At 66.1% G+C, this 6504-nt stretch carries 7 protein-coding genes; 4 read left to right on the top strand and 3 right to left on the bottom strand.

The genetic code is table 11. From position 1 onward, the window contains the following. Positions 1–283, bottom strand: a 283-nt coding sequence (locus tag A2J02_RS26410) for a winged helix-turn-helix transcriptional regulator (RefSeq protein WP_197478151.1), incomplete at its 3' end; no start/stop codon positions are given. Positions 284–357: 74 nt separating this feature from the next. Here A2J02_RS26410 and A2J02_RS26405 point away from each other — a divergent pair. Continuing rightward, positions 358–1740 (top strand): MFS transporter, encoded by a 1383-nt coding sequence (locus A2J02_RS26405; RefSeq protein ID WP_068055838.1) that lies wholly within the window; start codon positions 358–360, stop codon positions 1738–1740. Here the strand turns inward: A2J02_RS26405 and A2J02_RS26400 are convergent. Both A2J02_RS26400 and A2J02_RS26395 read right to left on the bottom strand, forming a co-directional pair. Beyond that, positions 1723–2379 (bottom strand): response regulator, encoded by a 657-nt coding sequence (locus A2J02_RS26400; RefSeq protein ID WP_068055835.1) that lies wholly within the window; start codon positions 2377–2379, stop codon positions 1723–1725. The two genes, A2J02_RS26405 and A2J02_RS26400, sit on opposite strands and share 18 nt — an antisense overlap. After that, positions 2376–4040, bottom strand: a complete 1665-nt coding sequence (locus A2J02_RS26395) for a sensor histidine kinase (protein WP_068055832.1) — start codon at positions 4038–4040, stop codon at positions 2376–2378. The genes A2J02_RS26400 and A2J02_RS26395 overlap by 4 nt, the downstream gene beginning before the upstream one ends. Before the next feature lie 168 nt (positions 4041–4208). Between A2J02_RS26395 and A2J02_RS26390 the strand changes: the two genes are divergently transcribed. The 3 genes from A2J02_RS26390 to A2J02_RS26380 all read left to right on the top strand — a co-directional run. After that, on the top strand, positions 4209–5594 hold the full coding sequence (locus A2J02_RS26390; protein ID WP_068055829.1) for a CitMHS family transporter: 1386 nt from the start codon (positions 4209–4211) through the stop codon (positions 5592–5594). A 33-nt stretch (positions 5595–5627) separates the two neighbouring features. Continuing rightward, on the top strand, positions 5628–6038 hold the full coding sequence (locus A2J02_RS26385; RefSeq protein ID WP_068055827.1) for a universal stress protein: 411 nt from the start codon (positions 5628–5630) through the stop codon (positions 6036–6038). A gap of 14 nt (positions 6039–6052) precedes the next feature. Then, on the top strand, positions 6053–6504 hold a 452-nt coding region (locus A2J02_RS26380; RefSeq protein ID WP_231893848.1), incomplete at its 3' end, for an AbrB family transcriptional regulator.

Genomic DNA, 6504 nt, shown 5'->3' with positions numbered 1-6504 from the left:
AGACGGCAGGCCACAGTCCTTCGAGGGCGGCGGTCGGGACGTAGTTCTCGCGGCCGCCCTCCGACACGCGAGCTTGTCGTTCGAGCAGCCCGGCGTCGACCAATGCGCCGAGTCGTTGAGCCAGGACGGCCTTGGAGATGTCGAGGTGGACCTGGAAATCACCGAAGCGTCGAACGCCGAAGAAGCAGTCGCGAACGATGAGCATGGTCCATCGCTCGCCGACGAGTTCGAGGGCACGGGCCAGGGAGCAGTCCTGGCGGGCGTAGTCGATTCCGAGTGCCATGACGCGATAGTACAGTCTGTTGACCGAACCAAGTTGGGCGTTTACAGTTCGATCACCAGACCACAAGGACAACGATGACCGATACTGCCCCCTCGCCCGCCGGCACTGCGAACAGCACCCGCGCGCTCACCATCGCAGCGCTCGGCACCCTGCTGACTCTGATGGCGTTCACCGCACCACTGGCGACCATCAACAGCACCGCGGCAGACCTGATGTCCGACGCCGCAGGACGCACCTGGATTCTCAGCTCCATGAGCATCGGCCTCGCCGCCGCGCTGCTCACCACCGGTACCGTCGCCGACGACTTCGGCCGTCGCCGCACGTTCGCCCTCGGAGCCGCCGTCCTCGCCGTCGGCGCGATCGTCTGCGCGCTCTCGCCCAACACGCTGATCTTCGTTCTGGCGCGCATCCTGCAGGGCCTCGGCGGCGCGGCCGTCATCGCCTCGAGCCTCGGCATCATCGCCCACACCCACCCGGCCGGTCCGGTGCGTGCAAAGGCCAGCGGCGTGTGGGGCGCGAGCGTGGGTGCCGGAATCGCTCTCGGGCCCTTGCTCGCCGCCGTATTGGATCGCTGGGCAAGTTGGCGTGAGGCCTACGTGGTGCTCGCGATCGCCACGGTCGCGCTGGCCGTCGCCGCGCATGTACTCGTCGAAGAATCCAGGTCCGACGCCCCGCGCGGCCTCGATCCGATCGGCGCGCTGCTGTTGGCGACGGGCATCGCCGCGTTGCTGGCCGCGCTGGTCGAGGGCAGGCAGGGCTGGACGGCCGTCACCCCGATTGTCCTCTTCGTCCTCGCGGCCCTGTTACTGGCGGCTTTTGTGGTCCTCGAATTACGCAGCGCCACTGCGATGCTCGATCTCACACTTTTCCGACACCCCCCGTTTCTGGCCGCCACGGTCGCCGCGCTGGCCACCGGCGGCGGCATCATCGCGCTGATGTCGTACATGCCCGGATTTCTCGGAACCGTACTGGGAATCGATGCGCTCGGTGCCGCCCTGCTGCTGTTCGGCTGGTCGGCCACGTCCGTGGTCACCGCCTTGCTTGCCCGCAGGCTGCCCGCCTCGCTGAGCGGTCGGGCGCAACTCGCCGTCGGTCTGGTGGGCGTCGCGATCGGCATGCTGATGCTCACGGGGTTGTCCGAGAACGCATCCTGGCCGCGACTGTTGCCAGGGCTGCTGGTAGCAGGCGTTGCCAGTGGGGTACTCAACGCCGCTCTCGGACGCGAGGCCGTGGCCAGTGTTCCCGCCGGGCGCGGCGGAATGGGCAGCGGAGCGAACAACACCGCACGCTACGTCGGTTCTGCCATCGGGGTGACCGTTGTTGCGGTGGTAGCCGTACCGGCAGGTGCGAACGACGCCGGCGGACTGGTGCAGGGCTGGAACACCGCAGCTTTGGTCACCGCTGCGATATCGGTTCTCGGGGCCGTGGTGGTGTCGTTCTCACGCACCAGGCGGTAGCGAGTATTCCTGCTCCGGCCTCCCGGTCGATCCGTATCGCAGCTGCATGCGCAACCGGCCCTTGGACACCAGGGTTGCCAGATAACGCTGCGCTGTCGCGCGTGAAATGCCGATGGCTGCAGCAACTTCGCCCGCCGACATCGGGTCGGCCGTCGTGCGCACCGCATCGAGCACCAGGTCACGGGTCACGGACTGCGAGGACGGCAGCGGCGCGGCCGCGCGCGGGCGCAGCGCGTCGAGTCCGCCGTCGATGTCGGCCTGGGTCAGCTCCTCCGAACGGTCCAGAGCAGTCCGGTACGTCAGATACCCGGTGAGGCGGTCGATCAACGCCGATCGCGGAAACGGCTTGATCAGATATGTCCAGGCACCCGCGGTCATGGCCGCGCGCACCGTCTGTTGATCGGCTGCTGCCGAGAGCACCACTGCGTCGCAGGCGAGTTCGCGCACCAGGTCGATTCCCGATCCGTCGGGCAGATAGACGTCGACCAGCGCCAGATCGAACGACTGCGACGACGCCAACTCCCGAGCCTGAGCGACACTCGTCGCGACTGCGGCGACCTCGTAGTTGTCGAGTGAATTCACCAGTGCCGCATGCAGATCCGCAACCCGGAAATCGTCGTCCACGACCAGCACTCTCATTGCGAGACCTCATCTGCCTGTAGCGCATCCGGTATCGACGCGATGAACACCGCGCCTCCTCGTTCGTTCTCCTCGGTGATCTGCCCACCGGCATCGGCCAGCGTCACGTCGCCACCGCGGGTGCGCGCGATCTGCCGACTCAGCGCCAGGCCCACTCCCCGACCGCCCGGCGATTCTTCGGTCGACTTGGTCGAGACCCCCTCGACGAACACCTGCTCGGGTGCCAGGTCCACCCCGTCACCGGAATCGAGAACCACGATGTGCAACGTCGAACCGTCCTGTACCAGTTCCACTTCCACCTCGGCCGGCCGCCTCACTCCCAGCCTGGCAGCATCGATCGCATTGTCGACGAGATTGCCCAGCACCGTGGTCACGTCGACGGGGACGGCCACTTCGCCGCCGACCCAGGTGTTCTCCCCCAACACCAACCGCACTCCGCTCTCCCGCGCATGCGCGGCCTTCGCCGTCAGAAACGACCGCAGATAGGCGTCGGACACGGCGTCGATACCCTCGATGGATTCCGATCTCGGTCCGACACCGAGGATCTCGTCGATGTACTGCGACGCCCGATCCGGATGACCCTCGTGCAGCAGTCCACTGACCAGATGCATCCGATTCGCGAACTCGTGACGCTGCGCGCGCAGCACAGCGGACATCGACTGCACCGCGTCGAGCTGACGCGTCAGCGTCTCCACGTCGGTTCGGTCGCGCACGGTCAGCACCGTACCCAGATCACGATTGTCGCGCAGCACTTTTCTGGCGGCCGCAATGACCACGACCTCGTTCACGGCCGCGAGAACCGGCTCGGACGTCGGCGATTCGATGACCTCGAGCAGCCTCGGGGTCAGACCGATGTCCTCGATGCGCATCCCCGGTCTACCGTCGATCGAGAGCAGGGTGCGCGCCTCGTCGTTGACGACCGTGACGACTCCGTCGGGGTCGATGGCGACGACACCCTCACCGATTCCGTGCAACACCGCTTCTTGTTCCCGCACCAGCTCGGCGAGCTCCTCCGGCTCGAGCCCCAGAGTCAGCCGTTTCCATCTGCGCGCCAACAGAGTCGAGCCGATCAGCCCGAGCAGCAGTACGGCACCGGTCACCAACGCGCCGTTGATCAGATCTTTCACCAACTCGGTGCGCACGGCCGTCGTGGAGATGCCCACGCTCACTTCACCGATCACCACGTCGGTCGAACCGAGCGCCAGTACAGGCACTTTCGCGCGTACGGAGTCGCCGAGGGTGCCGCGCTCCTGCTCGACCACCTCGTTGCCCGCCAGCGCCCCCGAGGGATCGGTACTCACCCGCTGACCCAGAACTGTCGGATCGGGATGCGCCAACCGCAGACCCCGATCGTCGGTGATGACGACGAACAGTGCGTCGGTGCGCATTCGGGCACCCTCGGCCGCACGCTGCAGCGCTCCGCCTGCCAACACTCCCGCAGGCGCGGCGTCGGTGCCTGCGGTGTCCACGGCAGAGAACTGCTCGACGAGCGAACGCACCTCCGGGTCCGACGCCACCGTCCGCGCAACGGCCAGCGCCCGTTCGCCGTATTCCTCGCTCGCCTGGCTGCCACTGCTGATCGCGAACACCCCGAACGCCACTGCCAGGGCCACCGCCACCAGCGCTGCCTGCAACAACAGCACCTGGGTCCTCAATCGCACTCACCCAGGCTATGCGTCGGGCGGGCTCGAGCACAATGCGCAAAAGGCTCTTTACGTTGCTTGCGCGGGTAGTGCGCACAACGCCGAACATGTGATGCCGGTTACGTAACTTCAGTCACACACGCAGTCCAACCGGACCCACCTCACACATTCGAGAAGGAGTGCACGATGTTGGTGATACTCGGCTTCCTCATGGTAGCCGCCTTCATGTTCTTGATCTTGACCAAGAGAGCCACGCCCGTCGTCGCACTCACCCTCGTTCCGGTCATCTTCGGCCTACTGGCCGGCGCCGGACTCGGCATCGGTGACATGATCACCGACGGCATCAAGTCCCTGGCCCCCACCGCGGCCCTGCTGTTCTTCGCCATCATCTTCTTCGGAATCATGATCGACGTCGGGCTGTTCGACCCGCTGGTGCGCGGCATTCTGCGGCTGGTGCGCAACGACCCGATGAAACTCGTTGTCGGAACAGCCATTCTGGCCATGGTCGTCTCGCTCGACGGTGACGGCTCCACCACGTTCATCATCGTCACGTCCGCACTCCTGCCGCTGTACCTCAAACTCGGTGTCAGCCCGGTGATTCTGACGGTCGTCGCCGGTCTTGCCAACGGCACGATGAACATCATCCCGTGGGGCGGCCCGACGGTTCGCGCCGCATCCGCTCTCGGCATCTCCCCGTCCGACGTCTTCGTTCCGATGGTCCCTTCGATGATCGTCGGCCTGATCATCGTGCTGCTCTTCGCCGTGCATCTGGGCATCATGGAGCGTCGCCGCATCGGCAAGTTGATCTACGAACCCGAACTGGTGGCCTCCGGTGGCGGCGGCAGTATCCGTAAGGGCGGCAAGGGAACCGGCGGATCAGGCACCGGCGGATCGGACGACTCCGGCGAATCGGGTCAGTTCTTCGACGGCCTGGACCCCAATCGCGACACGCTGCGCCCGAAGTTGCTGTGGTTCAACGCTGCTCTGACGGTCATCCTGCTTGTCATCCTCGTCATGGACATCCTGCCCATCCCGGTGCTGTTCATGATCGCTGCCTCGATCGCTCTGACGGTCAACTTCCCCAAGGTCAAGGAACAGGGCGACGCGATCGCACGGCACTCGTCCTCCATCGTCTCCGTGGTCGCCATGGTGCTCGCCGCAGCAATTCTCACCGGCGTCTTCCAGGGCACCGGCATGGTCGAGGCCATGGCCGAGTGGCTGCTCAACGTCATCCCGGCGGGCATGGGCCCGTACCTGGCCGTCATCACCGGCATCCTGAGCATCCCGCTGACGTTCTTCATGACCAACGACGCCTTCTACTTCGGCATCCTCCCGGTGTTGACCGAGACTGCGAGCAAGTACGGCATCGACCCCGTCGAGATGGCCCGTGCGTCGATCACCGGTCAGCCCGTCCACTTGCAGAGCCCGCTGGTTCCGGCCATCCTGCTGCTGGTCACCCTCGCCGGAGTGTCGCTGGCCGATCACCACAAGAAGGTGCTGTGGCGAGCTGTGGTCGTCTCCCTCGCGATGCTGGCCGTCGGCATCCTCCTCGGCCAGATCCCGTTCGGCTGATCCCCCACCCCACTCGTCGTAGGAGAAACTGTCATGACCGTTGGCGTACTGCACAACAATTCACCCGAGGGCCGCGCAGCACTGGCGGCCGCAGTGCGAGAAGCCCGCATTCGAGAGACGGACCTCGTCGTCCTGCACGCACTCTCCGGATCGGCCGAGCCCTCCGCCGAGGCGGCCGAGACGCAGGCAGTGTCCACGTCGGTGGAGACCGCTCTGGCCGATATCGATCACGCCGACGCCGTCTCCTGGACCGTGGCGGTGGGCCGGCCCGATCCCGATGCCGTCAACACCCTGCTGACCTTGGTCGAAGAGCAGAAGTCCGAGATCCTGGTGGTCGGCTCCCGACACCGCTCGGCGGTCGGAAAGTTTCTGATGGGACAGACCATTCAGCGTCTGCTCCTCGAGATTCCGGTCCCGGTTCTTCTGGTCAAGTCCGGAGCGTGAGTGCTCCGAAACGGATGAGACGAATACTGGGGAACAGCCTCCGATGGATCGGCCTCGCGGCCGTATCCGTCGGGGGCTGGGCCCTTTTCGCGGCCCTGGGCCTGACGGCACCGTCGTTGTTCGCGGCCCTCGTCGTCGCCGTGGTGTTCGCTCTGACCGGCCTCGGCCCGGCTGCGGTACCGCGCCCGGCGTCGATGGCAGCGCAGGGCACGCTGGCCGTCACCATCGGCCTCATGCTCGACACCGACACTCTCGGCGCGTTGGGCGAGAACTGGATTCCCGCCGTTCTCGTCGGTGCCGGGACGCTGGTCGTCAGCGCCGGTTGCGGCGCACTGCTCGCCCTGCATCGCGATGTCGACCCCGTCACCGGAGCACTGTCCCTGATCGCCGGTGGCGCAACGGGTCTGGTGTCCATCGCTCGAGAACTCGGCGGGGACGAGCGAATCGTGGCCGTGGTGCAATACCT

Source organism: Rhodococcus sp. EPR-147, from assembly GCF_001647185.1.
Taxonomy (GTDB): domain Bacteria; phylum Actinomycetota; class Actinomycetes; order Mycobacteriales; family Mycobacteriaceae; genus Rhodococcoides.
The sequence above is the reverse complement of the archived record's forward strand: the minus strand, read 5'-3'. Positions and strand labels throughout refer to the sequence as shown.